Source organism: Humibacillus sp. DSM 29435, from assembly GCF_001758225.1.
GTDB lineage: Bacteria > Actinomycetota > Actinomycetes > Actinomycetales > Dermatophilaceae > DSM-29435.
This window is the reverse complement of record NZ_MAST01000054.1, coordinates 59,283-83,440: the sequence shown is the minus strand read 5'-3', so window position 1 is coordinate 83,440 and position 24,158 is coordinate 59,283. Positions and strand designations below refer to the sequence as shown.

The following is a 24,158-nucleotide window of genomic DNA, read 5'->3' as shown; positions in this document are numbered from 1 at the left end:
CAGCCCACGGCGAGTAGAACCAGAAGTACACGTCCTAGTCCTGAGGACGGCCACCACGAGTGTGAAGGCGTTGCCCCGTCGGCGCCCTGGATCGGCTCGTGGTCACTCATGCCAGTGAAACAACAGCGATCACCTCAGATCCTTTCCGGGCTGACCTCCTCCCGTCGAAGGAACTGCCGCTGCCCCGGTCGTCCGGCCCGTCGACCGCCTCCCGAGGAGTCGTTGCGGCCACCTACGAGCGCTCGGCCCACCAGGCGCGCAGGCGCTCGCGGGCGGCATCCCTACCGATGGGCCCGTCGTCGAGCCGCACCGCCAGCAGGAACGAGTAGGCCTGACCGAGCACCGGCCCCGGCTTGATGCCGAGCGTCTCGGCGATCTCGTTGCCGTCGAGCTCGGGGCGAACGGCGGCGAGCTCCTCCTGGGCCGACAGCGTCTCGATGCGGGCCTCGAGGTCGTCGTAGGCCCGCGACAGGCGCGTCGCCTTGCGCTGGTTGCGCGTCGTGCAGTCGCTGCGGGTCAGGCGGTGCAGGCGGGTCAGCAGCGGGCCGGCATCCGTCACGTAGCGGCGCACGGCCGAGTCGGTCCACTGGCCGTCGCCGTAGCCGTGGAAGCGCAGGTGCAGCTCGATCAGGCGAGCCACCGCCTTGGTGGTGTCCTTGTCGAAGCGCAGCGCCTTCATCCGCTTGCTCGCGAGCTTGGCGCCGACCAGCTCGTGGTGGTGGAAGCTGACCCCGCCGCCGCCCTCGAACCGGCGCGTGGCCGGCTTGCCGATGTCGTGCAGCAGCGCCGCGAGCCGCAGCACGAGGTCGGGGGACGGCACCGACTCGGGCGGCCCGTTGGGCGGCCCCTCGAGGGCGATCGCCTGCTCGAGCACGATGAGGGAGTGCTCGTAGACGTCCTTGTGCCGGTGGTGCTCGTCGACCTCGAGGCGCAGCGCCGGCAGCTCGGGAAGGAACACCTGAGCCAGGCCGGTGTCGACGAGCAGGGTCAGGCCGGCGCGGGGGGCCGCCGAGAGCAGCAGCTTGACGAACTCCTCACGCACCCGCTCGGCCGAGATCATCTCGAGCGTCGCGGCGCGCTCGGTCATCGCCGCCCGCACCTCGGGCGCCACCTCGAAACCGAGCTGGGCCGCGAACCGGGCTGCGCGCATCATCCGCAGCGGGTCGTCGGCGAACGACTCCTCCGGCGCGGCCGGCGTCATCAACCGGCCCGCGACCAGGTCGTCGAGGCCGCCGTGGACGTCGACGAACTCGAGGCTCGGCAGCCGGATCGCCATGGCGTTGACCGCGAAGTCACGCCGCACCAGGTCACCCTCGAGGCTGTCGCCGAACATCACCTCGGGCTTGCGCGAACTGCGGTCGTAGGTGTCGGCGCGGTAGGTGGTGATCTCGACGACGTGGCTGCCCTTGCGCATGCCGATGGTGCCGAACTCGCGCCCGATCTCCCAGTGCGCGTCGTGCCAGCCCTGCACCGCGGCCAGGATGTCGTCGGGCCGCGCGTCGGTGGTCAGGTCGAGGTCGAGCGAGGTGCGACCGAGAAACGCATCACGCACCGGCCCGCCGACGAGCGCCAGCTCGTGACCCCGCGACGCGAACCGCTCACCGAGCTCGGTCAGCAGGGGGAGCACGGGAGCGAGCCGGCTGACGGCCTCCTGCAGCAAGGGCCGCGGGTCGGTGGCGTTCGGGAGCGAGGGCTTGGGCACCGAGCAAGCCTAGGTGAGCGGCATTCGCGCTCCCACTTCCTGGCCGGATGCCGCTCACGCTCGCTGCCGTCGGGCCGTCCGTCGTCTGAACCGCCCGGGCCGCACTGGAGGTTTGGCTATGGTGGCGACATGAGCGCGCAGGCGGCACCGGACCCGGTTCCGGGTCGGCGCCTGCCCTCGGTCGAGGAGCGTTCGGCCGGCGGCATCGTGGTCGACATCCGCGACGGTCGGGCCCTGATCGCCATCATCGCCAGGCGAAACCGTGCCGGGCGCGTCGAGTGGTGTCTGCCCAAGGGCCACGTCGAGCCCGGCGAGACGCTCGTCGAGACCGCTGCCCGCGAGGTCGCCGAAGAGACCGGCATCACCGGCCGGGTCATCATCGAGCTCGGAACCATCGACTACTGGTTCGCCACCTCGACCACGCGCGTGCACAAGTTCGTGCACCACTATCTGCTCGAGGCCCTCAGTGGAGAGCTGTCGATCGAGAACGACCCCGACCACGAGGCCATCGACGTGGCCTGGATGGCCCTCGACGAGGTGCACCGGCGGCTGACCTTCCCGAACGAGCGACGCATCGCCCAGACGGCCTGGAATCGGCTGGCGGGCACGGCGTGAAGCGTGGCGGGGCCGTGCGGGCCTCTGGGCCCTGGGGGCCTGGGCGCTCACCTCGCCACGCGGCCCACCGAGTCGCGGCTCGGATGCGGTCACGTGTGCTGGCCACCGGAATGGCCGGCGCCGTCATCGCGTTCGCGATCGCCTCTTCGGTCGGCGTCAGCCCCGCTGCGAGCGCAGCACCGATGCTGCCGGTTCCAGCCGCGGGCACCGCCGCTGAGCCTCCAGCGAGAGCGGCGGCCCCAGCGGCCTCAGCGGCCCCAGCGGCCCAGCCTGTCGACCTGGCGGCTGCCCCCCGGGTGGCCCCCCTCGCCGACCGCGCCATCGTCACCCTGACCGCGCTCAACCCCACCGTGGTCGCGCCCGGCGCGGCAGTGACCATCACCGGAACCATCACCGCCCCCACCACCGGCCCGCTCACCGCCCCCCGCGTTCGGCTGGTGCAGGGCGCCTCGCCGGTGGTGCAGCGCTCCCAGATCGACACGTGGGCATCGGGCGCCGACCCGGCATCCGGGCCCGAGCTCGGTTCGGTGACCCTGCCCACGGTCGCACCGTCGCAGACCGCGAGGTTCGTCCTGAGCCTTCCCGGTGGCACCGTGCGCAGCGACAAGGCGTTCGCCGCCCTGCCCGTCTCCGTCGAGGTCGTGCAGGCCGGCGCGGCCGAGCCGGTGGGCATCGCGCGCACCTTTCTGGCGTGGAACGCCCGCAAGGAGTACGAGAAGCTGCAGGTCGCGACCGTGCTGCCGATCACCCTTGACCCCGACGTCGACCTGTTCTCGCGTGACGAGAAGGTGCGTGACCCGGCCTGGCGCTCGACCATCGGCCCCGGGTCGCGGATCAGGCGCATCATCGACGGCACGAAGGGCGGGGCCGTCACTCTGGCGGTCGACCCCGCGGTGTTCGGGCCGGAGCCCATCGGCCAGCCCACCCCGGCGACGTCAGGTTCTGGCACCCCTGGCACCCCGAGCACGACGAGCACGACGAGCACGGATGCCGCGACGCCGCCCGATCCCTCGTCGAGCGCGACCTCCGGCACCACGACCGGCGACACGACCGGCACCCCAGCCGGTGCTGACGACGAGGAGCCCGGGGTGGCCGCCCTCTCCGCCGGCCTGGTCGATGCCCTGGCGGAGCGCACCCTGTGGGCCCTGCCCTACGCGGATGCCGACCTCGCCGCCACGGTCGACATCGCCCCGACCAACCCTCTGGTGCGCGACCTCGTCGACCGATCGTCACTGGTCGCCGACGCGGTGGGACACCCCGTGCGCTCCGACATCCTGTGGCCGGCAGACGGCCGCCTGCCGGCCGGGCGCGAGGGCCACCTCGCCACCCTGCTCGCCGGAACGAACGTCAAGAAGGCCGCGGGTGTGGTCGTCAACCAAGAGGCCATCAGCGGCGCATCGTCGTACACCCCGACCGCCCGCCGGGTGGCGACCGGAGGCACCCGCCTGCTCGGCTACGACGCTCGACTGTCCGCGTTGTTGCCCGACCTCTCCGGGGGCGCCTCCACCAACACGTCGGTGGCCCTGCCGGTGCAGCGCTACCTCGCCGAGACCCTGGTGGTGCTCGGCGAACGCGCGGGAACGGCCCGCTCCCTGCTCGTGGTGGCACCCCGCACCTACGATCCGGATGCCGGCAGCCTGGCCGCCTTCCTGGCCGCCACGTCCGCGGCTCCGTGGCTCACGCCCGTCGACGCGGCCTCACTGGTCTCCGACTCGGGCCCCGACCGGGCGCTCAAGCAGCAGCCCCCGGTGAGCTCGTTCCCCGCCACCCTGCCGCCCCCGACGCTGAACCAGGGCCGCCTCGCCCTGATGGAGTTCCAGCGCGAGACGCTGGGTCGGGTCGCCGGCGTGCTGCGCGACGGCGACCAGTTCGAGCGCACCTACCGCGAGGTGCTCGACGAGCTCGCCAGCGTGCGTTGGCGCTTCCAGCCGGCCTCATGGACGCAGCTGAGCGTCACCGTGGAAGCCCAGACCAAGGCGGCGACCAGCGCCATCAAAGTGGTGGCCCAGAGCGTCAACTTCCTCGCCGAGAACGGCACCCTGCAGATCACCGTCGACAACGGCCTGCCCTACGAGGTCGAGGACATCCGCCTGGTGCTCGCTCCGACCAACCCCCGCATGCAGATCGTGCGCCAGCCGGGGCCCATCAGCATCGCCCCCAACTCCAAGCGCGTCGTTCGGGTGCCGGTCACGGCCGTGGCGGCGGGGGCGGCCGACATCCGCGCCTACCTCACCACTGCCGACGGAACCCCGATCGGCTCCCCGGCGGTGATCCCTGTCTCGGCGAACCCGATCGACGGCACCGTCTACTGGGTGGGCGGGGCGCTGGTCGGTCTCGTACTGCTGCTCGGGGTGGCCCGGGCCATCGTCAAGGGCACCTCCCGCATCGATGAGATCAGCGATGCGCCTGCGCTGGCTGCACGCCACGATCGGGACGTGCGCAAGAAGTCGCCCTGACTCACCTTAGGATGTGCGCAAAGCCGTCGCGGACAAGGCCGGTTCGATCAGGGGCAGGAGAGGTGGCATCGTGCAGGGGGTCGGGCCTGGTTCTGTGCTCGGTGGGCGCTACGCCGTCACGGTGCGCACCTTCGAGGGTGTAAACCACGAGCGATGGCGCGCCAGCGACCACACCCTCGAGCGTGAGGTCGTGCTCGTCTGCTTCGCGGCCGGATCCCCCGCCGCAGCCGCCGCCCTCGATGCCGCCCGGCGGGCCGCCGGTGTTGAAGACCCGCGACTGGTCAGGGTGCTCGATGTCGGGTCTGACCAGGGTGTCGGGTTCATCGTCGAGGAGCCTCTCACCGGTGCGGCCACGATGGCTGACCTGCTGGGTTCGGGCGGACTGCCCGCCGAGGAGGTACGGCGCCTGGTGGGTGAGGCCGCCAGCGCCCTCGACAAGGCGCGTCAGCGCGGGCTGCACCACCTGGCTCTGACGCCCGACGCGGTGCTCCGAATGGCCGACGGCGCCGTCAAGGTGCGTGGCATCGCCACCGACGCAGCCCTCATCGACGCTGAAAGCGTCTCCGGCGAGCAGGCCTCGCGCCTCGACTCGATCGGCCTCGTCAAGCTCATCTACGCCGGCCTCACCGCCCGTTGGCCGGCACCGTCCGGCACCGACGATCGCGAGTCTGACACCCGCGGCTCCACCGGCCCCGGCGCCGGTATCGGTGCAGCAGGCGGTCGGGAGGCGGTGTCACTCGACGCGGCCCCGACGATCGTGGGCGGCGTCGCCCCTCCCTCCGAGATCGCCGTAGGCGTGCCGAACGACCTCGACCTGATCTGTCGCCTCACCCTCAACGACGACCGCGGCCCCCTCTCGCCGGGCGACCTGGCCCTGCAGATCGCGCCGTGGTCCCCAACCCAGCCATCGAACGACGGCGGCAGCGGCATCGGTCTGTCCCAGGCTCGGGCGAAGGCCACCCCGCACCGCCAGCTGCCGGCCCTGCCGCGACGGCGCCGGGCAGCGGCATCCGAAACCACCGCCGGAGCCACCACGGGAGCCAGTAGCGGGGCGCCGGCCGGTGGCGCACCTACCGCTGGTGCCACGCACGGCACTGACGCTTCGGCACAGTCCGCCGCCCACCCCGCGCAGGCCGGCGGCGCCGCCGCCCCGGGTTCTGACCCAACCGAGGCGGGTGCTCAAGGCACTGTTGCCCAGGCCGGCGAAGACGACCCGAGCGAGACGGGGGCTCAGAAGGGCATGGCGGCGGCCGGCGCGGCCGCCTCTGCCGCGGCCGGTGTGGCCGGCGCGATCGGCGACCGAGTCGGCTCCTTCGCCAGAGCCGCGGCCGACAAGGCCTCGGCCAAGGCGGCTGAGCGACGCGCTGCCCACGCCCTCGACGACGACGGGGTCGAGGACATCCATCTCGACGAGGCTCTCGACGAGGCCCCCGCCACGCGGCTCGAGCCGCCGGTGCCGTTGCCGGGTTTTGGTGGAGACACGGCCGAGGCCCCCTCCAAGGCGGCGTCGCGCGTGGCCCTGGCCATCGTCGCAGTGCTCGTGCTCGTGTCACTCGCGATCGGCATCAACAACGTGATGAAGATCGGTCAGAGCGACCCACCCGCCCCAGGCCAGACGGTCACGCTCACGGCGAGCGGGCCGAAGCCCACCCCCACGACGACCTCCCAGCCGTCGACCACAGCACCCACCACGACGACGCCACCCCCGGCCCCGGTCACCATCACGGGTGGCACCGTGCTCGACCCCGAGGGCATCGAGTCAGACGGCAAGGTGAAGCTTGCCTACGACGGCGACCCGGCGACCGTCTGGGCCTCGCGCTGGTACGGCAGCGCCACCTACAACGGCAAGAAGGACGGCATCGGCGTCGTGCTCGACCTCGACCGCTCGGTCGTTCTCACGGGCGTCGACCTCGTGCTGCCGGCCAAGCAGGACGTCACGGTCTACGCCGCCACGAAGGCCTCCATCGACGGGGCCCAGAAGATCGGCTCGGTCACGGGCCAGGACGGCACCGTGAAGCTGAAGGTCCCCGACGACCTCAAGGCGGCCACCAAGCTCATCGTCTGGGTCACCAAGGCCGCGCCGGCCGAGGCCCCAAACCACTACCGCGCTCAGATCTCTGAAGTGACGGTGCGCTGACCGTGGCGCCGGGCGTGGTGGGCCACCTCGCCGACGCCAGCGACAAGGAGCTCCTGCAGCTGCACGTCGACGGTGACCCGAACGCCTTCGGCGAGCTCTTCCGGCGACACAAGGACCGCATGTGGGCGGTGGCCCTGCGCACCACCCGCGACCCCGAGCTGGCCGCAGACTGCGTGCAGGACGGCTTCATCGCAGCGTTCCGTCGTGCCGAGTCCTTCCGCGGTGAGGCGGCGGTCACGACGTGGCTGCACCGCATCGTCGTCAACGCCTGCCTCGACCGACTGCGCCGCCGCAAGCCCACCAGTGAGCTGCCGGAGTACGAGCTGGCCGATCGGCACGACCACCATGCGTCGACCGAGGTGAGCCTCGACATCCACGAAGCGCTGGCCAAGCTTCCCGAGGGTCAGCGGGCGGCCCTAGTGCTGGTCGACATGCATGCGGTTCCGGTGGCGGAGGCCGCCGTGATGCTCGGCGTCGCCGAGGGCACGATCAAGTCGCGGTGTGCCCGTGGGCGAGCGGCGCTGGCTGACCACCTTGGTCTGACCCCCGGCCGGCGTCCCCCACCCGACAGTGGTTGAAGACAGTGGTTGACGACGGTGGCTGACGACGGTGGCTGACGACGGCTGAGCAGGGCCAACAGGGTACCGACCAGCTCGGTCTCGGTCGTGCTGTCGACCTGCTCTTCCCTTAGGCCGAGATCGGGTGGAGATTTCGACTGGTCCCCCGGGAACCAAGAGGCCTGTGCGAGGCGTCGGACCATCGGCGAGCGACGTACCCGGGCCCGGGTACGTGCCAGAGGGCGTTCGCCACCGAACCACCGGAACACCAGCAGAACAGCTCCGGAGCAGCACCACCGCACCACCGCACTACCTCACCACCGCACTGCCCAAAGGACTCACCCGTGGACCCGTTGGACCCTCGTCCTTCACACGACCGGCCTCATGATCGTGGGCCTGCCCCAGCACGACTCGACGAGCCCGACGAGGCCGACGAGGCCGGACCCTCGCTGTCCGACGGGGCCACCCCCGAGATCGACGCCGCGGTCATCTCGCTGCTCGCAGCCGCGGGAGGCCCGTCCGACGAAGCCGACCTGACCGACGCTGAGGTCATGCCGCCCGACGTGGCCGACCGCATCATGGTGGCCATCGCGGATGCTGCTCGCCTGCGCGTCGATCCCGGACCCCTCACGACGACGGAGCGGGGCGCCACGGTGACGCCGTTCGTCGCCCGCCCGAACCGACGCACACCATGGATGGCGGTTGCGGCCGTGGCCGCGGCGGTCGCCGTCATCGCCGTCGGCGGGTCGGCGCTGCACCTGAACAAGCGGCCCAACGGGGCCGCTGCCCTGAACGACACGACCACGAGCGCAAGCATCACCACGCCGCAGCCGACCCCACGGCTGGGGGCAGTGCACATCCAGACCAGCGACACCCCGTACGCCGCCGGCAACCTGGCCGACCGCGCTCGCACCCTGCTGACCAGCCCTGGCCCGCAGCTCGACACCGCTACGGCGGCATCCGCCGGGCCGGTAGCAACTCCGGCCGGCCTCACGTCCTGCCTCACCGGGCTGAAGATCGGCGAGGCATCAGACGTCTCCGTCGACCTGGCCACCTTCGACGGCAGTCCGGCCGCGATCCTCGTCGTGACCAACGACAGGGAGTCGAACGCCTGGGTCGTCGCGCGTACGTGTACCGCCGCAGACCCCGCAGTGATCAAGACCGCCACCGCGGTTCCTTGACCAGACTCGCCTCGTCTCGCCTCGCTGCACCCCACCTGCAGCAGGCTCACAGTCGCCCTGGCGGCTCCCGTCGAGGGAACAACGAGCATCTAGGATCGGTTGTGATAGAAGCCTTGATCCATCTGCTTTCTCGAGGGAGCTTTCTGCATGTCTGACGTCCGCAACGTCATCATCATCGGGTCCGGCCCCGCCGGCTACACCGCGGCTGTCTACGCCGCCCGGGCCAACCTGCACCCGCTGGTCTTCGAAGGTGCGGTGACCGCCGGTGGTGCTCTCATGAACACCACCGACGTCGAGAACTTCCCCGGGTTCCAGGACGGCATCATGGGCCCCGACCTGATGGACAACATGAGGGCGCAGGCCGTTCGGTTCGGGGCCGAGATCATCACCGACGACATCACGTCGGGGACGCTCGACGGTGACGTCAAGACGGTCACCGACGGGGAGGGCAACGTTCACCGCGCGCACTCGATCATCCTCGCGATGGGCTCGGCCTACCGCGAGCTGGGTCTGCCCCGCGAGAAGGAGCTGTCGGGCCACGGGGTGTCATGGTGCGCAACCTGTGACGGCTTCTTCTTCCGCGACCAGGACATCGCCGTGGTCGGCGGCGGCGACTCCGCCGTCGAAGAAGCCACCTTCCTGACCAAGTTCGCCCGTACGGTGACGATCATCCACCGCCGCGACGAGCTGCGGGCGAGCAAGATCATGGCGGCCCGCGCCCACAGCAACGACAAGATCCGGTTCGCCTGGAACTCCGAGGTGGCCGAGATCCACGGTGAAGGCAAGCTCTCCGGAGTCACCCTCCGAGACATCGTCACCGGAGAGACCCGTGACCTGGCCGTCACCGGGCTCTTCGTGGCCATCGGTCACGACCCCCGCAACGAGCTGCTCACCACGGCCGAGGGCGAGCAGGTGCAGCTCGACGAGGCCGGCTACGTGCTCACCGGTGACTCCGGCAGCGGTCGGTCGACCCGCACCAACCTGCCTGGCGTCTTCGCCTGCGGCGACCTCGTCGACCACACCTACCGCCAGGCCATCACGGCGGCGGGCTCCGGCTGCTCCGCCGCCCTCGACGCCGAGCACTATCTGGCCGCTCGCGACGACACCGACAGCCCGGCCGCCGCCGAGAGCGAGGCAGCGGCCATCGACGCGGCGGATCCCGTCGAAACCCCTGCCGAGGGGTCGCTGTCCACCGTGTCTGTCGGCACCCGCGCCTAGCCTGACGGTCGACCCTCCGGACGGCCATCGCGTTCCTCACTGCATCCCGCTGCATTTCCCCGCATCACATTGCATCCCGCCGCATCTGCGGACTATCGAAAAGGACATTTCATGGCACTGAAGCAGACCACCGACGCCACGTTCGCTGACGACGTGCTGCTGAGCGACAAGCCCGTGCTCGTCGACTTCTGGGCAACCTGGTGCGGCCCGTGCCGCAAGGTGGCCCCGATCCTCGAGGAGATCGCCGCCCAGTACGGCGACAAGATCGAGATCGTCAAGCTCGACACAGACCAGAACCAGGACACCGCGGCCCGATACGGCGTCACGTCCATCCCGACGCTGAACGTCTACGTCAAGGGGGAGGTCGTCAAGACCATCGTCGGCGCCCACCCGAAGCCCAAGCTGCTGCGTGAGCTCGAGGAGTTCATCGCCTGAGCCACGGCGCGCGCGACACTCGCGGGTAGGCACGGGACGGGCCGCCGACCGGCACCCGTCTCGTTGTCGTATTACCCTGAACCCGACTGGTAGGCATCCTGCGGAAGTGTTCCCCCGTGCCATCACCCACCCACCGGAACGAGCTCAGCCGGCAAGGAGGCGCCCTGTGACCCCACCCGTGATAGCGGTACGCCGCGGCGACAGCGGTCGGGCGGTGGCCGACATCTGCGACCGGCTCGCTCTGACCGGAGACCTGGTCTCGCCGGCAACCATCCGAGCCGAGGCCCATCCCTCCCGTGCTGACCACTCGGCACCAGATGCACGAGCCCTCGGAGCGGCGGATGCCGTCTTCGACGAGCGCGTCGAGCATGCGGTCAGGTCGTTCCAGCAACGCCGGGGGCTGTTGGTCGACGGCGTGGTGGGACGCTCGACGTACGCCGTGCTCGACGGGGCTCGGTGGTCGCTCGGTGACCGCATCCTGAGCCACCTTCCCGGCCACTCGCTGGAGGGTGACGACGTTGCTGCTCTGCAGAACCGTCTCGTCGAGCTCGGGTTCACCCCCGGCAAGGTCGACGGCATCCACGGGTCACTCACCGACCACGCCGTCCGCGACTTTCAGGTCGGCGTCGGGCTCGATGCCGACGGCACCGTGGGGCCCGAGACGATGCGGGCCTTCGTCGGCCTGCGACGATCGGTCGGCGGCGGCTCGGCCAATGCTCTGCGTGAACGCGAGAGCATCAGGCAGGGAGGCTTCAGCCTGAGCGGTCGCACCATCGTGCTCGACCCCGGCCACGGTGGCTCCGACCCCGGTGCGGTTGGGCGCGGCGGGCTGGTCGAGGCTGACCTCTCCCTCGATCTCGCGCGGCGCATCGAAGGCCGGCTCTCAGCCCACGGGGTGAGTGTCGTGTTCACCCGAACGAGCTCTACCGAAGGCGGGAGCAGCGAACGGCGTGCCGAGTTCGCGAACCGGTGCGACGCCGATCTTGTGCTCTCGCTGCACTCCGACCATTCGGCATCCGGGGTGGCGCACGGCGCGTCCACCTACTTCTACGGTCACACCGACGCGAACGGCCAGTCCGGTGAGTCTGCTCAGGTGAGACACGGCGGCTGGTCGGTGACCGGTGAACACTTCGCCGACCTGCTGCTACGCGAGGTGGTCGCGCGAACCGGGCTCACCGACTGCCGCAGCCACCCTCGCACCTGGTCGCTGCTACGACGCACCCGGATGCCGGCGGTTCACCTCGATGTCGGCTACCTCGACCACGAGGGCGACGCCGCCGCCCTGGCCGACGGCAGCACTCTCGACCACATCGCCGAAGCGGTGGTGGTGGCGCTGCAGCGGCTGTATCTCGGCGAGACCGACACCACGCGCACCGGGGTGCTTCGGCTCGATGACCTGCGACGACACCTTGAGACGATGCGCGCGGGCCGGGAGCGAGCGGCATCCGTTCGGCCCGACCGAACAGCTCACCTGAGGGGAACGGCCACCGGGTCGTAAGCGGGCAGGTCACGGCCCAGCCCCTCGAAGCCGTCGTGGCCAGCAGCCACCCGCACCCGGGTGGCGCCGTCGGGGCGCGTCTCCGGCTCCGGGCGCAGACCCGGGATGCGGCCCAGCGCCCGCGACACGTAGGCCGCGGCGTCGTCCTTGATCGAGACGGTCGTGCGCAGGTCGAGACGCAGCCGAGGGTAGACCGGGTGGTCACGTTCGACCCGAAAACCCAGCTTCTCGAGCGGTGCGACCTCGAGCACACACTCGTGACGCGCGACCGCCAACGGCCTGGCCGCCACGGCATCCAGGCTGCGGGCGCGGTGGCGCAGCGCCTCCTTGGCGGCGGCCTGCAGCAACACCTTCCCCAGCCCTGTGTCTCGCTGGCCGAGCGTGGTGCAGGCCGTGACGAGCACCAGCGTCGCCGGGTCAGACGGAGCCGTCGCGAAGGCGGCCAGGCGTGGCAGGAACCGGGCGGGCGCCACGATGACGTGACCGGCCGGCTTGCCGTCGACGTAGGCGACCCGCCCCGGGGGGCCCCAGTCGTCGGTCACCTCGGTCACCCACCGTGCGAGCACTGCACCGGCATCACGCTGCTCGCCGTGACCGTTGTTCGGAACGGTGAGCCAGAACGTGCACGGCGCGCACCGGCCGACGAGATCGCCGACCCGAGCCGCCGTGAGCGGTTGCAGGTCACGCATGGTGCGCTCGAGCCGACGAGTTGCTCATGACCCCATTCTGTCGCGCCGACGCCGCCCCCCGCACGGGGCACCCCCGGTGCACTTCCCGCTCTCGACCTGCGCCCACTGCGCAACAACCGGGCACCTCAACCCGAGCCTTACTGAGGGTAAGCGCGGCCGAGGTCGCCCAACGTTCGCCCCAGACATATCCGTACGGTCGATGAATGCCGCTTCGAGAATGCCGAGCTTTCACCTATATTGGATCCCCGACAGGAACTCATGGGTAAGACCACCATCCCTTTCAACTGGGAAAGAATCGCATTGTCTTCCTTCAGGGTTGCGCACGCCCAGTCGAGTCTGTCGGTCTCCACTCATACGCTGCGAGACCCGCCAGGGCACCGTTATTGCGGGTTCTTCCAGTCCCCTCGGGTGGCGACGAGCCAGTAGGCGACAAAGAGTCCGATCTCGACGTACTCGGTCACGATCACGGCATACGGCACCTGGCGCCAGATACAGAAACCCCCGATGACGATTCCGGCCCACATGGCGAACACGATGATGCGATACCCGCGCAGGGCTCTGGAGGAGGCCGGCCCCACATCCGCGTTGTGCTGCGGGGTGCGCAAGGTGGCTGGGAAGGCATGGCTCGCGGCGGCGAACGACAGATTGCCGATCATCAGGCCAGCGGCGCTGAAGTGGAGAATGCCGAAGATGGTTGCTCCGAATAGGGTTTCGCGGCCGACCAGCACGCCCCCGACGACGATGAGGAAGAGGATCTCGGCTACCCAGGAGACCACAGCGAGCCTGCCGGCGAACGTCGTCTCGTCGCTGCTCCACTTCAACGCGCGCCAGTTCATGAGCTTGTAGTCGGCGTAGGTGAACAGGGCTGCAGTGATGAGAAAGGCGACGAGCACGAATCGCAGGTTGGTCAGCAGCTGGCCACGGGTGGCAACTTCTCCGACCGAGACCGATGTGCTTTTGGCCTCATTGAGAACAGCGGTGAAGTTGTTCGGAACCAGGGCGACAAAGAACGCGTTGAAGCCAGCGAAGTTCAGCGCGTAGTCCTCGAGTTTCGACCGTCCCTTATAAGCGATCATGCATACGCCAGAAGCCATGAGAGCGCCCACGAACACGTCGCGCACGGGCCCCTGGTAAGAGTCACTGATGGAGTCACGAAACTGCCAGCCGCGCGACCATGCCTCGAAGATCGTCGCGATCAGCAGAAACACGGCAGGCAGCACCAGAATCATCCGAAGATACCGGTAGGTCAGAAGAGGCGTGCCGTCGTCCTTCTTCTGAGCACCTTTGCCCATTTGCTTCTTCATACCATTTCACGGTACTCGCCACGCAGGTCACGCACCGGGGATTCTCAGAACTGGGCAGTGGCGCTTGCTGCACTCTCGACGGCGTCGATGACCGCATCGGAACGATCTACGTCTCGGCTGACCCACGCGGCTGCGAGCAGGGCGGCGTAAGGTAGTTGAATGAGTGATCAAGGCACGTACGTCGAGAGGAGCTTCGAGCGCGACACGAACTACATCACGACCCGCATCACGGCTGACGGGCGCGAAGGCTTCCCGGTGGAGTCCGGGCGGTACCGGCTCGTCGTGGCCTGGGCCTGCCCGTGGGCGAACCGGGCGATCATCGTGCGGCGTCTGCTCGGGCTGGAGGATGCGCTGTCGATGGGAATCTGCGGGCCCACCCACGACCGACGCAGCTGGACCTTCGACCTCGATCCGGGCGGCGTCGACCCGGTGCTCGGCATCCCGCGAATCCAGGACGCCTACCTCAAGCGCGACCCCGAGTATCCCCGGGGGATCACCGTGCCGGCGATCGTCGACGTGCCCACGGGGGCTGTGGTCACCAACGACTTCAAACAGATCACTGTCGACCTCGAGACCGAGTGGACGCAGTTTCACCGCGAGGGCGCGCCCGACCTCTACCCCGAGCACCTGCGGGAGCAGATCGAGGCGATCAGCAAGCCGATCTACACCGAGGTCAACAACGGCGTCTACCGCTGCGGCTTCGCGGGCACGCAAGACTCTTACGAGAGCGCGTACGAGCGGCTGTTCGCACAGCTCGACGTGCTCGAGCAGCACCTGACCACCCACCGCTACCTCGTCGGCGACCACATCACCGAGGCCGATGTGCGCCTCTACACCACCCTGGCTCGCTTCGACCCGGTCTACCACGGTCACTTCAAGTGCAACCGCAACAAGCTGATCGAGATGCCTGCGCTCTGGGGCTACGCCCGCGACCTGTTCCAGACTCCCGGGTTCGGTGACGCCACCGACTTCACCCAGATCAAGCAGCACTACTACATCGTGCACAAGGATGTGAACCCCACCGGAATCGTGCCGGCCGGCCCCGACCTGTCGAACTGGGCCACCCCTCACGGGCGAGAGCAGCTGGGTGGCTCGCCCTTCGGCGACGGCACCGCGCCCGGCCCGTCTCGAGACGTCGTTCCGGCCGCAGAGAACCCGGTGCTCGCGCTGCTCTGACCCCCTTTCAGATTGCGGTCAGCTCCTCTTGCGTGAGAAGACCTCTTGTCGCTCGTCGGGGGGGACCGTAGACAGGTAGTCGCGAACGGCATCCGAGAGGGCCGGCCAGCTCGGATGCCGGGCCACCGGCGCCACCGACGTCACCACCTCGCCGACCCTCTCGCTGCCTCGGGCCGAGTGCAGCTCGACGAGGTTCCACGACTGGGGCCCGTCGACGCCGATCATCAGCTCGCGAGGGGCGCCCACGTCGTCGACGTAGCTGACGCCGCCCGCGACGATGACCGGAATACCGCCCAACGTGCCGAACGTGGTCACGTGCAGGTGACCGCTGAGAATCGCCCGCACATCGCTGCCGACGAGGATGTCGCGCAGTCGCGCCGGGTCGTCGAAGTCGAGCATCGCCATGGTCGGGGAGCGGTAGGTGATGGGCGGATGATGCATCACCAGGATGGTGCCGCATGCGGCCAGAGTCGCGAGCTCGTCTGTCAGCCAGTCATATTGGGCATCAGAGAAGCCGCCGTGGTGGTATCCGGGCACGGCGGAGTCAAGCGTGATGACGCGCAGCCCGCGCAGGTCGGTCACTCGGTCTTGCGGCGCGTCGGTGTCGAGGCCGTAGAAGGTGGCCGCGAGCGGTCGGCGCTCGTCGTGGTTGCCTCCGGTCGTCACGAGGGCAGCACCCAGCCGGTCGGCGACCGGACGGGTGATCTCGAGCAGCATCGCGTAGGCGGCGGGGTCGGCCGAGTCGGTCAGGTCCCCCGAGATCACGATGGCGTCGATCGCCTCCTCCGACTCCTCAACCCGGCTCAGGGCCTGCCGAAGCTGGGTCGCTGTGTCGATGTAGCCGCACAACAGTCGGTCACCGGCGATCAGATGCGGGTCGCTGAGGTGGGCGATGACGTGGGTCGGTGCCGGCCGCGGCGCGAGGGAGCCCATAGCTCGACAGCCTAGAACGCCCTCCCGTTGTGAGCTCAGGCGGACCGCGGCTTCCGACGTCCGGTGACGACCGGGCTCACCTCAGCCACCGACCACTACCGGCGCCTCTGGCAGCTCGGGCACCAGTACAGGCGCCGACCCGCGATCTCCTTGTCACGCAGACGTTTCGAGCACCGGAGGCAGGCTTCTCCGGCGCGCTTGTAGACGGCGAACCGACGCTCGAAGTGGCCACCCAGCCGCTCGCCGGTCGATGCCCTGGTGATGGCGGCGGCCGAACCGTCCTGCATCATCGCCTCGGCCTGCGTCACCTGGTCCTCCATGGTCAGGATCTGGGAGAAGGCGACTCCGAGTGGCATGAGTCTCAACAGGTCGTCCCAGAGGGCCTGCCATGTCGACTGGCGCAGCTGGGTGCCGGTGGTGAAGGGGTTGACGCGGTGTCGGTGCAGTACCTCGCACCGGTAGACGTTGCCTACTCCTGCCACGATGGCCTGGTCCATGAGAAGCTCGGCAATTGTCTTGCGCCTCAGTCGAATTCGAGACCACGACCGATCAGGGTCTGACGTCGGGTCGAGAGGGTCAGGCCCGAGCCTCGTCTCGATGGCCTCACGGCGTTCAGCATCCACGAGCTCACAGACGATGGGTCCTCGAAGGTCAGCGACGTGGTTCTCCGTGAGCAGCCGCAGTCGAAGGGCCCCCCTTGCGGGAGGAGGCTCCAGCCCGCTCAGCGGTTTCACGACGAACGACCCGATCAGCCCAAGATGAACGTGCAACCTCTCGTCGCCCATCGATACGAACAGGTGCTTACCAACGGCGGCAGCCTCGTCGACCACCTCGCCGTCGAGTCGTCGGGCCTCCTCGGAGAAGCGGCCCTGCGGGCTCGAGGCCGCTACGACGTGCCCGCCGAAGGCGCCCCCGAGACGATCAGCGAGCGCATGGATGGTGTGACCCTCCGGCACGGTGGCTAGTGCGCCTGACCGTCGAGGCCCATGAGGGCCAGAATCCGCTGGAGATCGTCCATTGACGCGAAGTCGACCGTGATCTTGCCCCGGCGCTGCCCCAGGGCAATGTTGACGCGGGTCTCCAGGTGGTCGGCGAGATGAGTGGTGTAGTCGTCGAGCTGGGGGTGATGGGCCCCGGCTCGTGGCCGCCGCGCCCGAGGTGGTGTCTCGTCGTCTCCGAGCGAGACCAGCTCCTCGACCGTTCGAACCGACAGCCCCTCCGCCACTATCCGCTGGGCCATTCGCTCCATGGCGCCACCGTCAGCCATCCCCAGCAGGGCCCGCGCATGGCCGGCACTGAGCACCCCGGCGGCAACTCGGCGCTGCACCAGAGGGGGCAGCTTGAGCAGCCGGAGCGTGTTCGAGATCTGCGGCCGGGAGCGGCCGATACGGGTGGCGAGATCATCGTGCGAACAGCCGAAGTCGTCGAGCAGCTGTTGGTAGGCCGCTGCTTCCTCGAGCGCGTTCAACTGGCTGCGGTGCAGGTTCTCCAGGAGAGCATCGCGCAGCAGGTGGTCGTCGTGGGTGTCCTTGATGATGGCCGGAACGGACTCGAGGCCCGCCAGCTGCGCAGCCCGCCAGCGCCGTTCGCCCATGATCAGCTCAAAGCGAGGAGCCGGGGCGGCCGTCTCGTGCTCAGCGTCGTCACCAAGGCCGACGGGTCTGCTACCGGCGGGTTCCGCTCCCGCGACGATGCGGCGGACCACGATCGGCTGAAGGATGCCGATCTCGCGCACTGAGTGCACCAGCTCGGCCATCTGGTCCTCGTCGAAGACCGTGCGGGGCTGTTTGGGGTTGGGGGTGATCGAGGCGATGTCGATCTCGGCGAACTCAGCGCCAGGCACGGGGGCCAAACCGGTCTGAGCCGTCGAATATGACCGGCCGCGCTCGTCCATAGCGTCACCGTGGTCAGGATCGTCACCCTGTTCACCGTGTTCACCGTGTTCACCGTGGATCGCATCCGCCTCTGCAAGCGAAGGCTCGGGTTCTGGTGTTCCCGGAACGAACGAACGCGGTGTGAGACCCCGGTCTGGTTCGTCACCGCCAGACTGTGAGGGATGGGGGGTGCCCACTTCCGGTCGACGTTCCCGGAAGAACACGTCGACCGGCCGCTCCCCACCCGCCGGCGGGGCGCTGGGAATCAGAGCCCCCAGTCCACGACCTAGTGCCCGACGCTTCTCCGCCATCAACTGTCCCCTTGCGTAGACGAACACGCTGTTGCGTGCCCAGCGGTCAGTGTAGGACCGAGGTGTTGCTCACCTCCGGTCGGGTCCAGCTACACGCCGACCAGGAGCACTCAACGGGTCCCACCTACGACGCGCTGCGTTTCACGTGAAACTTACCTAGGCGTTTCACGTGAAACACCCGCAGTCGAGGTCCAATCCTCGACTACCGTCGTGCTCCACGGTCCGCGATCTCGCCTGCAGCCTCGAGGTAGGCCAGGGCGCCGCTGCTCGACGGGTCGTAGGTCATCACCGTCTCGCCGAAGCTGGGCGCCTCCGACACGCGAACGGATCTGGGCACCGCTGCGCTCAGTACCTCGGTCGGGAAATGCTCGCGCACCTCTTGAGCCACCTGGGCCGACAGACGGGTGCGGGCGTCATACATGGTCAGGAGGATGGTCGAGACGTGCAGCAAAGGGTTGAGGTGCGCCTTGATCAGGTCGATGTTCTTCAGTAGCTGAGACAGGCCCTCAAGAGCGTAGTACTCGCACTGGATCGGGATGAAGATCTCGCTCGACGCCACCATCGCGTTGACCGTGAGCAGTCCGAGACTCGGAGGACAGTCGATGAGGATGTAGTCGAACGCGTGGCCCTCGGCGGTGGCTGCGAGCAGCGCGCGGTTCAGGCGGGACTCACGAGCGACCAAGGACACGAGCTCGATCTCGGCTCCGGCCAGATCGATGGTCGCCGGTGCGCAGAACAGTCCGTCCACCGTGGCACAGGGCTGCACCACCTCCAACAGTGAGCGCCCCTCGACCAGAACGTCGTAGACCGACGGCACGTCGGCATGGTGGTCGATCCCCAGCGCCGTACTGGCGTTCCCTTGCGGGTCAAGGTCGACCACGAGCACCTGCAGGCCGCCCTGGGCCATGGCGGCGGCGATGTTCACGGTTGTCGTCGTCTTCCCCACCCCGCCTTTCTGGTTGGCCACGGTGAGCACCCGCGGTGACACCGGCTTCGGGAACACCCGCCCCGTCAGCTGGATCCGACGTCGCGTGCTGTCAGCGAGATCGCGACCGAGAGGGGTGTCGTCGCCCGGAGTGGGGATGGTGGCTGCCAGCGCGTTGCGGTCACGCGATCGAGCCTGTTCGGCACGCTCCGCTCCCGCGGACGGGTTGCCCGTCTCCGCCGCGTACGCCTGGGTCTGATCTCCGGGAGTCTCCGGTGCCGCAGTGGGCTGAGGTGGGAGCACAGCCGGTGCCGTCGGTGCCTCGGCATGATCACTTCCCGCGGCCTCCGATTCGGGAACCGAACCCCTGGCAGCCGGCGGCCCGGTCGTCAGGGCGCGGCTACTGGAAACAGCGTCGTCCGCGCTCTCAGGCCGCAGGCCTCCACCGACCTGGTCCTGATCGGCTTCGACCCTGGCCGCCCTCGACTCGACCTTCAGGGCGTTGTCCACAACCTTGTCCCCAACGTGCACCGGTGCGAGTTCACGCACAAAGCGTGCCGATGGCCGCCCGTCCTCCACATGCTTGTCCACAGGCCCACCTGTCTCGTCGGGCGCCTCGGCGACTGTCTCAGGTAGCGACGTTTCACGTGAAACCGCGCCGCCACCCACCCAGCCGAGGCGCGTCTGCCGCTCAACGGGTGCGGGTTCTGCCAACCAGCCGAGGCCTCTTGCCATCGTCACAGGTTTCAACCCCTTCGGGATCTGTGGCCGGATGCCGGCCTCTGGCCGTCGTGCGAAGTCGTGACCGGTTCGGGCGCTTCTACCGAGGACATCTCATTCATGAGGGGCACCGCGAGCTCCTCTGCTGGGACGGTCGGTGTGGGAGGAGGAACGCGAACCACCCGGACGATCCATCCGACGCCGAGCCGAGCCAGCACTGCTGCTGGGCTGCTTGGCGAACCGTCGCCGATCCACGCTGGACCCAATGGTCAGGCGGATGATGGTGGTGGGGTCAGCCAGTTCCTGACCCAAGATCTCGACCGATGAGTCAACCACACCCATCTGCCTCAGAGCCGCCTGGTTCGTGGCCAGCTCGCTCTCGGCGCGAGAGCCCTTGAGCGCCAGCAGGCTCCCTCCAGGCGCCAGCAGGGGCAGCGTCCAGGCCGCCAGCTGAACAATGCCACTGACGGCACGCGCCGTCACGTAAGGCACGGAGAGCCGATCCCACATCGACTCCGCTCGCGCAGTATGCACGATGGCGTTGTCGATCCCCAGGGTGGCGATGGTGCCAGAAAGCCAGCCGGTCCGACGGGTCAAGGGTTCGATCAGGTGAATCTCGAGGTCAGGTCGAGCGATCGCGAGCGCCAGTCCCGGCAGGCCCGCGCCTGAGCCGACGTCGGCGACCTGCTGCCGTGAGCCGGCTGGGGAGCCGGCAATGGCACGATGCGCGACCGCACAGTTGAGCACGTGGCGGTCCCACAAACGCGGGGCCTCACGCGGCCCGATCAAGCCGTGCGCAATTCCCGTGTCCGCCAGAATGGCCACGAACTGCTCAGCCAAGGCCAGCCGGTCGCCGAAGATCGCCAACGCCTGGGCTGGAGTGGCCGGAGCGACCGGCGCTGCCGGCCCTCCCTGCGCTTCGTCAGCCATCGGGCATCGACGTCGCCCGCGCGGCGCGGGCTCTCGCGCCTACCCGGTCGGCACTCACTCTGCGGCGGCCGCACCGTGGCGTTGCACGCTGCAGGTCAACGCGTTTCACGTGAAACAGGCGCGTCAACTGGGAAGGATCACGATGTGGCGGTGCGGATCCACGCCCTCGGATTCCGAAACCAGTCCCGAGGCAGACACCTCGTCGTGCACGACCTTGCGTTCGAAGGCTGACATCGGCTCGAGACTCACCTTCTCGCCGGAGCTCTTCACCTCGGCGATGGACAGCTCGGCCAGCCGCACCAGTGCCGAGCGTCGTTCGGCACGGTGGCCCGCAATGTCGAGCATCAACCGGCTGCGCTCGCCGGTCTCTACCTGAACGGCCAACCGGGTCAGCTCCTGCAGCGCCTCCAACACCTTGCCGTCCGTTCCGACGAGACGGCGGGGAACCCGGCCCTCTTCGGAGTCGACGATGGCAATCGCGGCACGGTCGCCATCGACGTCGACATCGATGTCTCCGTCGAGATCGGCAATGTCAAGCAAGGTCTCTAGGAAGTCCGCGGCCACCTCACCCTCGCGCTCCAGCTGCCGAACGCGTGACTTCTTGCGGGTACCGCCCTCGTCACCCTCCTCCGGGCTCTGGGACCGTTCCGACTCACCGTCCGACTCACCGTCCGACTCACTGTCCGCGACGTCGGGAGTCTCGCCCTGCGGGGCAGCCAGGCTCGTGGTCTCCTGGTCGACCTCAGTGGGCACCCCACCGGCCTCGCTCGTCGGGTCGAGAGGCGACCGCGCACCCATCCCTTCGGGCTCCGACTCCTGCCTGGTCGACTCCGCGGTGACCTCAGCGCTCACCGACACGGAATCGTTCGTCACGTCGTCAAGGGGCACTGGAAGGGGCCCGGTGGTGGACGTCGTGTCCAAGGCCTGCGTGTCGCTCATGGCTGTTCTCCCTTGTTCATAAGCCTGTGCATACCTGTGGATAACCTAAGTTCCTGCAGGTCAGAGGCTTTTCGCCAGATGAAGCTGATGTGGATGGAGTCTCGATAGTGGTGCTGTGAGCTGTTGTGAGGCGTTCGGTACGAGGCGACTGGTCAGAAGAGCCTGATGGGCGCGAACCGGGCCGTCGGCTGACCGCCCGCTGTCAGCGCTGCGGTGAGCCGGGACGGTTCTTGGCCGGCTTCTTCGCCCGGCCCGCGTTCGGGTTCTGTCTCGTCTTCTTCGGGGCGTCCCCGGTGGCGGTGCGGGCCGTAGAACTGACGTTCGAATGCACGGGAGCGGTCGCGCCGAGACTGCCCTTCGCGGCCGAGGCCGATGCGGGTGTCGTCGCGGATGTCGTGGTGGGCGTCGCAGCACCCGTCACGTCGGCGTCGGCACGCGGCGAACCGTCGGTGGCCGAACCGGCGCCGGCCGGGTCTGCTGCACCTGCAGCGACGCCGCCCTTCGGCTGGGTCTTGGCGCGCTTCTTGCCCTTGGGCTGTTGGCGCTGACCCGACTTGGGCGCGTCGTCGTCGATCGCGTCGTCGGCCGCGTCGGTCGAGGAGGAGAGGCCGGGAACGACCAGTTCCTTCATCGTCTTGCCCTTGCGCTTCATCCGGTCGCGCTGTGCCTGCTCGGCGGCCGAACCGGGAGCCGGCATGTTGCGGATGACGTAGAACTGCTGACCCATGGTCCAGAGGTTGGTCGTCAGCCAGTAGATGAGCACGCCGATCGGGAAGTTGATGCCCGAGATGAGGAAGAAGAACGGCATCAGGTAGAGGAGCACCTTCTGCTGCTTCGCGAAGGGGTTGTCGAGCGAAGCGGCCGGCATGTTCTTGCGCATCAGCTGGTACTGCGTCGTGAACGTGGTCGCCGACATCATGACGATGAGCACGCCCGAGAAGATCTTGACGTTGAGGTCCGGGCTCGAGAGGAAGGCGTCACTGAGCCGAGCCCCGAAGACGGTGGAGCCCTCGATGACCTTGGCCACCTCGTTGGTGAGCGGGCCGATGCCTTCCTTGATGCCCTCCGCCTGCCCCCGAAGGTTGTTGAGCAGCTGGAAGAGGGCGAAGAAGAACGGGCTCTGGATCAGGATGGGCAGACAGCTGCTGAACGGGTTGGTGCCCGTGCGACGGTAGAGGTCCATCATCTCGGCCTGCTGGGCCTTCTGGGACTCCGGGTCGCGCTTGCCCTTGTACTTCTTCTGGATCTTCTGCATCTCGGGCTGAATCAGCTGCATCCGCCGCGAGGAGTGGATCTGCTTGACGAACAGCGGGATCAGCAGCATCCGGACGACCACCGTGAGGCCGACGATCGACAGCGCCCAGGCCACCCCTGTGGGCAGGCCGATCGCGTCGAAGAGCCAGTGCCACGCGTACATGACCCACGCTTCGCCGAGTTTGATCGGGTAGAGCACGGTGTTGAAGAAGTCGATCAACGTAGTTCCTCTGTCGTCTGGTGCGTGGTCCGCTCGCTGTGCACCACTGACCGGCAATCATGCCCGATGGTGGTGGCACCTGCGGCCGTGTCGGGCATGTCGTCGACCAATGCGTCGATGGTGCTGTCGAACAGGGGGGCGTGCTGCGACGTCAGGTTCGACAGCGAGCCCGAACCGGAGTGCGGGCCCGGCTCGAGGCTGCCGCTGGGCCGAAAGTCCTCGGGACGCACGTCACCACGCGCGGCCCATGTCTGTGGAACGGGATCGACGCCTCCCGGGTTCCATGGGTTGCAGCGACCAATGCGTCGCAGCGCGAGCCAGGTGCCCCGTAGTGGTCCGAAACGCACCAGCGCCGTGACGGCGTACGAGGAGCAGCTGGGGTAGAAGCGGCAGCTCGGCGAGCTCATCGGAGAGAAGACGCGTTGGTAGATCTTCACCCCGAGCACCAGGGGCGAAGCGAGAACGGAGTTGACCGTCACGACCGGCACACCTTCTCGAGCGCTCGCCCGAACGCGTCACTCAGCTCGTCGAAGTCGGCCTGGGCGGCGCTGGGTTGGGCCCGAACGACGATATCGAGGCCAGCCGGGATGCCGCTGAGCCGAGTGGCCGCGATGGCGCGGAGTCGCCGCTTGGTGCGGCCACGCACCACTGCGTTGCCCACCGCTTTGGACACGACGAAACCCACGCGCGGGGGGAGCTCCGTGCGTGCAGCAGGTCGGTTGGCATGAACAACCATCAGTCGGCCACCGGCCCTGCGGGCACCGCTACCTCGAACCACCGCCGTGAAGTCGGCTCGTTCGCGGATGCGGTGACGTGCCGGAAGCACGTCGGTGCCGTCGCTGGCCGGTCGGCTCAGGCCGAGAGCTCGGCGCGACCCTTGCGACGACGGCCGGCGAGGATCGAGCGGCCGGCGCGCGTGCGCATCCGCAGACGGAAGCCGTGCGTCTTGGCCCGGCGGCGGTTGTTCGGCTGGAAGGTGCGCTTGCTCACGAGGTTCTCCGATGGGTTCTGGCGGCCGGCGACGGTGCGTCGCGCGGTCTCCCGCGTACTGGGCTGGTGGTGAGAGGGTGGATCGTCGGCGACC

Annotated in this window: 22 protein-coding genes; 9 read left to right on the top strand and 13 right to left on the bottom strand. The window is 68.7% G+C overall.

Annotated features, from left to right (window positions below; translation table 11 throughout):
- Nucleotides 1–232: 232 nt before the first annotated feature.
- Entirely contained in the window at nucleotides 233–1,702 is a 1,470-nt protein-coding gene (locus BA895_RS22480; protein WP_070194122.1) for a CCA tRNA nucleotidyltransferase, read from the bottom strand.
- Nucleotides 1,703–1,831: 129 nt separating this feature from the next.
- Here BA895_RS22480 and BA895_RS22475 point away from each other — a divergent pair, with 129 nt between their 5' ends.
- From BA895_RS22475 to BA895_RS22440, 8 genes are all read left to right on the top strand, one after another.
- Nucleotides 1,832–2,317, top strand: a complete 486-nt coding sequence (locus tag BA895_RS22475) for an NUDIX hydrolase (protein WP_070194121.1) — start codon at nucleotides 1,832–1,834, stop codon at nucleotides 2,315–2,317.
- An 83-nt stretch (nucleotides 2,318–2,400) separates the two neighbouring features.
- The gene (locus tag BA895_RS22470) at nucleotides 2,401–4,773 is read left to right on the top strand and encodes a DUF6049 family protein (protein WP_254666615.1); all 2,373 of its coding nucleotides are present in this window, start codon (nucleotides 2,401–2,403) and stop codon (nucleotides 4,771–4,773) included.
- A gap of 13 nt (nucleotides 4,774–4,786) precedes the next feature.
- A complete protein-coding gene (locus tag BA895_RS22465; RefSeq protein WP_070194120.1) occupies nucleotides 4,787–6,910 on the top strand; it encodes a hypothetical protein in 2,124 nt (707 codons plus the stop codon).
- 2 nt (nucleotides 6,911–6,912) lie between these two features.
- Nucleotides 6,913–7,488 (top strand): RNA polymerase sigma factor SigM, encoded by a 576-nt coding sequence (gene sigM, locus BA895_RS22460; RefSeq protein WP_070194119.1) that lies wholly within the window; start codon nucleotides 6,913–6,915, stop codon nucleotides 7,486–7,488.
- Nucleotides 7,489–7,811: 323 nt separating this feature from the next.
- A complete protein-coding gene (locus tag BA895_RS22455) occupies nucleotides 7,812–8,648 on the top strand; it encodes a hypothetical protein (protein WP_070194118.1) in 837 nt (278 codons plus the stop codon).
- A gap of 147 nt (nucleotides 8,649–8,795) precedes the next feature.
- Nucleotides 8,796–9,866 carry a thioredoxin-disulfide reductase gene (trxB, locus tag BA895_RS22450; protein ID WP_083283686.1) on the top strand — a complete coding sequence of 357 codons (1,071 nt, stop codon included), beginning with the start codon at nucleotides 8,796–8,798 and terminating at the stop codon, nucleotides 9,864–9,866.
- 111 nt (nucleotides 9,867–9,977) lie between these two features.
- Nucleotides 9,978–10,301, top strand: a complete 324-nt coding sequence (gene trxA / locus BA895_RS22445) for a thioredoxin (RefSeq protein ID WP_070194117.1) — start codon at nucleotides 9,978–9,980, stop codon at nucleotides 10,299–10,301.
- A gap of 166 nt (nucleotides 10,302–10,467) precedes the next feature.
- On the top strand, nucleotides 10,468–11,799 hold the full coding sequence (locus BA895_RS22440; protein ID WP_070194116.1) for an N-acetylmuramoyl-L-alanine amidase: 1,332 nt from the start codon (nucleotides 10,468–10,470) through the stop codon (nucleotides 11,797–11,799).
- Here BA895_RS22440 and BA895_RS22435 read toward each other — a convergent pair.
- Both BA895_RS22435 and BA895_RS22430 read right to left on the bottom strand, forming a co-directional pair.
- Entirely contained in the window at nucleotides 11,769–12,488 is a 720-nt protein-coding gene (locus BA895_RS22435; protein WP_070194115.1) for a GNAT family N-acetyltransferase, read from the bottom strand. The genes BA895_RS22440 and BA895_RS22435 overlap by 31 nt on opposite strands.
- A gap of 380 nt (nucleotides 12,489–12,868) precedes the next feature.
- Nucleotides 12,869–13,792, bottom strand: a complete 924-nt coding sequence (locus BA895_RS22430) for a hypothetical protein (protein WP_139142840.1) — start codon at nucleotides 13,790–13,792, stop codon at nucleotides 12,869–12,871.
- 159 nt (nucleotides 13,793–13,951) lie between these two features.
- On the opposite strand from BA895_RS22430, the gene BA895_RS22425 reads away from it, so the two are divergent.
- The gene (locus tag BA895_RS22425) at nucleotides 13,952–14,968 is read left to right on the top strand and encodes a glutathione S-transferase family protein (protein ID WP_070194113.1); all 1,017 of its coding nucleotides are present in this window, start codon (nucleotides 13,952–13,954) and stop codon (nucleotides 14,966–14,968) included.
- Between the two features lie 18 nt (nucleotides 14,969–14,986).
- Here BA895_RS22425 and BA895_RS22420 read toward each other — a convergent pair whose 3' ends face one another.
- From BA895_RS22420 to rpmH, 10 genes are all read right to left on the bottom strand, one after another.
- Nucleotides 14,987–15,901, bottom strand: coding sequence for a metallophosphoesterase (locus BA895_RS22420; protein ID WP_070194112.1), 915 nt, complete (start codon nucleotides 15,899–15,901; stop codon nucleotides 14,987–14,989).
- Between the two features lie 95 nt (nucleotides 15,902–15,996).
- Nucleotides 15,997–16,857, bottom strand: coding sequence for an Fpg/Nei family DNA glycosylase (locus tag BA895_RS22415; protein ID WP_070194111.1), 861 nt, complete (start codon nucleotides 16,855–16,857; stop codon nucleotides 15,997–15,999).
- Between the two features lie 5 nt (nucleotides 16,858–16,862).
- A complete protein-coding gene (locus BA895_RS22410) occupies nucleotides 16,863–18,086 on the bottom strand; it encodes a ParB/RepB/Spo0J family partition protein (RefSeq protein ID WP_070194110.1) in 1,224 nt (407 codons plus the stop codon).
- Nucleotides 18,087–18,288: 202 nt separating this feature from the next.
- Nucleotides 18,289–19,314, bottom strand: coding sequence for a ParA family protein (locus tag BA895_RS24685; RefSeq protein ID WP_305778076.1), 1,026 nt, complete (start codon nucleotides 19,312–19,314; stop codon nucleotides 18,289–18,291).
- A gap of 531 nt (nucleotides 19,315–19,845) precedes the next feature.
- Nucleotides 19,846–20,661 carry a 16S rRNA (guanine(527)-N(7))-methyltransferase RsmG gene (gene rsmG / locus BA895_RS22400; protein ID WP_070194109.1) on the bottom strand — a complete coding sequence of 272 codons (816 nt, stop codon included), beginning with the start codon at nucleotides 20,659–20,661 and terminating at the stop codon, nucleotides 19,846–19,848.
- Nucleotides 20,662–20,784: 123 nt separating this feature from the next.
- Complete coding sequence (locus BA895_RS22395; RefSeq protein WP_083283701.1) at nucleotides 20,785–21,459, bottom strand: R3H domain-containing nucleic acid-binding protein; 675 nt, start codon at nucleotides 21,457–21,459, stop codon at nucleotides 20,785–20,787.
- A 343-nt stretch (nucleotides 21,460–21,802) separates the two neighbouring features.
- Nucleotides 21,803–23,074, bottom strand: a complete 1,272-nt coding sequence (gene yidC / locus BA895_RS22390; RefSeq protein ID WP_083283685.1) for a membrane protein insertase YidC — start codon at nucleotides 23,072–23,074, stop codon at nucleotides 21,803–21,805.
- Nucleotides 23,071–23,553 carry a membrane protein insertion efficiency factor YidD gene (gene yidD / locus BA895_RS25010; protein ID WP_371327747.1) on the bottom strand — a complete coding sequence of 161 codons (483 nt, stop codon included), beginning with the start codon at nucleotides 23,551–23,553 and terminating at the stop codon, nucleotides 23,071–23,073. The genes yidC and yidD overlap by 4 nt, the downstream gene beginning before the upstream one ends.
- Nucleotides 23,550–23,900, bottom strand: coding sequence for a ribonuclease P protein component (gene rnpA / locus BA895_RS22380; protein ID WP_070194108.1), 351 nt, complete (start codon nucleotides 23,898–23,900; stop codon nucleotides 23,550–23,552). Before rnpA ends, yidD begins: the two co-directional genes overlap by 4 nt.
- Nucleotides 23,901–23,926: 26 nt before the next feature.
- Nucleotides 23,927–24,064 carry a 50S ribosomal protein L34 gene (rpmH, locus tag BA895_RS22375; RefSeq protein WP_070194199.1) on the bottom strand — a complete coding sequence of 46 codons (138 nt, stop codon included), beginning with the start codon at nucleotides 24,062–24,064 and terminating at the stop codon, nucleotides 23,927–23,929.
- Nucleotides 24,065–24,158: the final 94 nt, after the last annotated feature.